Raw genomic sequence first — 2,519 nt, forward strand, 5'->3', positions numbered from 1 at the left:
CCTTGGTGAGCCGTTACCTCACCAACTAGCTAATGCGCCGCAGGTCCATCCGTAAGCGGCAGATTGCTCCGCCTTTCCCAATTCCCCCATGCGAGGGTATTGCGTATCCGCTATTAGCATCCGTTTCCGAATGTTATCCCGGTCTTACGGGCAGGTTACCTACGTGTTACTCACCCGTCCGCCGCTAACTCAGTCAGGAGCAAGCTCCCGACTAAATCCGCTCGACTTGCATGTATTAGGCACGCCGCCAGCGTTCGTCCTGAGCCAGGATCAAACTCTCCATTAAAGTGAGTCGATATCGCTCATTACTTGTATAGCTTTTCCATCTTCCCTTGCAGGAAAATGGGGCAGTTTCGCTCGTTGTTCAGTTTTCAAAGAACAATGGTGTTCTCTTTTTCGGCGAAAGCCGAGAAAGAAAAGCGCCTTATTTCGTTTCTTTCTTTCATCGCAACCTCTCAGCGGCGACTTGAATAATATATCATATCCGCCTACTGTGATGCAAGTGAAAATTTTTACCAATCCTTCGATTGTGGTCACATGCCTGAATCAGAGGCGATAACTACTTTACCACAGCAGACGATACCTGGTCAACATCCAACTTTTTACCTTCGCACAAAAAAACAAAGCTTCTGGACGAAGCTTTTGCACAGTGGACTCCGGGCATTTAAAACCGTTGTTTACAGCACCGACCATTGCAGCCCCAGTATCAACGCAATGCCGGGGACGCCAAGCAGTGTAACCGTCGCAATCGTGGACGGATTCAACGGTATATGGAAACCCGATATCAAGCCCGATCCATTTAATAGATAGAGAAAAAGAGCCGCCGCAGCGACGTGAAGACCGAAATGCTTCAGTCCGCCCCATGAGACGCGATGCCGGACCAATACGAACAGAAGCGCCGCGAGCGAGCCTGCAAACAAGATGCTCCAGCCGAGTTTCATCCTACGTCTGCCTCCCTATGAGCGGACCAAGCAACCTTTAAACTTTTGGCATGCCGCAACAGCATTTCATACCGTTTCTCGGCCGCTTCGATGGCAAAGATGGCGTAATCGATCTGATCCTTGCCGAGCGCATACTCAAAATGCCGCTGAGCATTGACCCAATCCCGGTGCGCATCCCTTATTTCCTTGATCAAGTTGTCGGCCATCATGCGCAATTCAGGCTGCACTACCTCCGCTTTCGTCATTACGGCGCTTTTTCCCCACATTTTCATCCACCTCGTCGCCCAAAAGTTCCAAGCCGCCATTCATTACCCTCCCTGTCCACATTCTCGGCAGCGAAAGGTTTCGCGTATAGCGAAAATCCGCTAATACCATTTTATAAACGGAGGCCCCCTACTTAGAACCGCTCTAAAGACCGAAAAATGAGAAAAATTTTAATCTAAATTCCGACACCAAAAAAATCCGCCGGGGCCCCTGCGGATTTTCGCGCAAATTTCAATACATTACCTCAACTCTCTACGGCCTTCGAGCGCTTTCGACAGCGTGACCTCATCGGCATATTCCAAATCGCCGCCTACCGGCAAGCCGTGCGCGATGCGCGTGACCTTAATGCCGAAAGGCTTCACCAGCCGCGATAAATACATGGCCGTCGCTTCGCCTTCGATATTCGGATTCGTTGCCAGGATAAGCTCCTGCACCTGTTCGTCGCCAAGCCGCTTCAACAACTCCGCGATGCGGATTTCATCGGGCCCGATCCCTTCCATAGGCGAGATCGCCCCCTGCAGCACATGGTACTGGCCGTCGAACTCCTTCGTCCGCTCCATGGCCACGAGATCCCTTGACTCCTGTACGACGCATATGACCGAATTGTCGCGCGATCTGTCCTGGCAAATCCGGCACGGATCAATATCGGTAATGTTGCAGCAGACGGAACAATAATGAAGATTGCGTTTGACGCTAACGAGCGATTTGGCAAAATCGATCACGTCGTCCTCTTTCATGCGAAGAACGTGAAAAGCCAGCCGGGCGGCGGTCTTTGGACCAATACCCGGCAGCCTTGAGAATGATTCGATCAGCTTGGCGATCGGTTCTGGATAATACAAGGCAGACAGACTCCTTCTAGAACAATCCCGGGATTTTCATACCGCCCGTAAATTTTCCCATGTCTTTGTTGGCGAGCTCATCCGCTTTGGTGATCGCGTCGTTGACGGCTGTCAGCACGAGGTCCTGCAGCATGTCGATATCGTCCGGATCAACGGCTTCGGGTTTGATCGCAACACTCAGCAATTTCTTGTGCCCGTTAACCGTTACGGTTACGACGCCGCCGCCCGCAGAGCCTTCGATCGTTTTCTCGCCAAGCTCCTCCTGCGCCTTCAGCATTTGCTCCTGCATTTTCTTCACTTGCTTCATCATTTGGTTCATGTTGTTCATGGTTCGACACTCCTTCATTATGGTGGGTTATAAAATTCCGTTACGGAACCCGTTACGGTTTGGGTTCGTCATCGACGATCACAACGAGATCCTCGCCGAACAGGTGGATCGCTTCCTCTACCCATTCCGGCTTGCCCGGCGCAGCCG

4 protein-coding genes and 1 rRNA gene are annotated in these 2,519 nt (G+C 51.6%); all 5 read right to left on the bottom strand.

Annotation, left to right across the window (positions count from 1 at the left end):
• A 16S ribosomal RNA gene (locus tag BG52_RS08785) occupies window positions 1-286 on the bottom strand; the annotation flags it as partial.
• Window positions 287-677: 391 nt separating this feature from the next.
• Window positions 678-941 carry a pro-sigmaK processing inhibitor BofA family protein gene (locus BG52_RS08790; RefSeq protein WP_036584650.1) on the bottom strand — a complete coding sequence of 88 codons (264 nt, stop codon included), beginning with the start codon at window positions 939-941 and terminating at the stop codon, window positions 678-680.
• Window positions 938-1,246, bottom strand: a complete 309-nt coding sequence (locus BG52_RS08795; protein ID WP_223298961.1) for a DUF2508 family protein — start codon at window positions 1,244-1,246, stop codon at window positions 938-940. The genes BG52_RS08790 and BG52_RS08795 overlap by 4 nt, the downstream gene beginning before the upstream one ends.
• Before the next feature lie 198 nt (window positions 1,247-1,444).
• Entirely contained in the window at window positions 1,445-2,044 is a 600-nt protein-coding gene (gene recR / locus BG52_RS08800; RefSeq protein ID WP_036584652.1) for a recombination mediator RecR, read from the bottom strand.
• A gap of 16 nt (window positions 2,045-2,060) precedes the next feature.
• Window positions 2,061-2,372, bottom strand: coding sequence for a YbaB/EbfC family nucleoid-associated protein (locus BG52_RS08805; RefSeq protein ID WP_036584654.1), 312 nt, complete (start codon window positions 2,370-2,372; stop codon window positions 2,061-2,063).
• Between the last annotated feature and the right edge of the window lie 147 nt (window positions 2,373-2,519).

It is taken from the genome of Paenibacillus darwinianus (assembly GCF_000598065.1).
In the GTDB taxonomy this organism is placed as follows: Bacteria; Bacillota; Bacilli; order Paenibacillales; family Paenibacillaceae; genus Paenibacillus_I; species Paenibacillus_I darwinianus.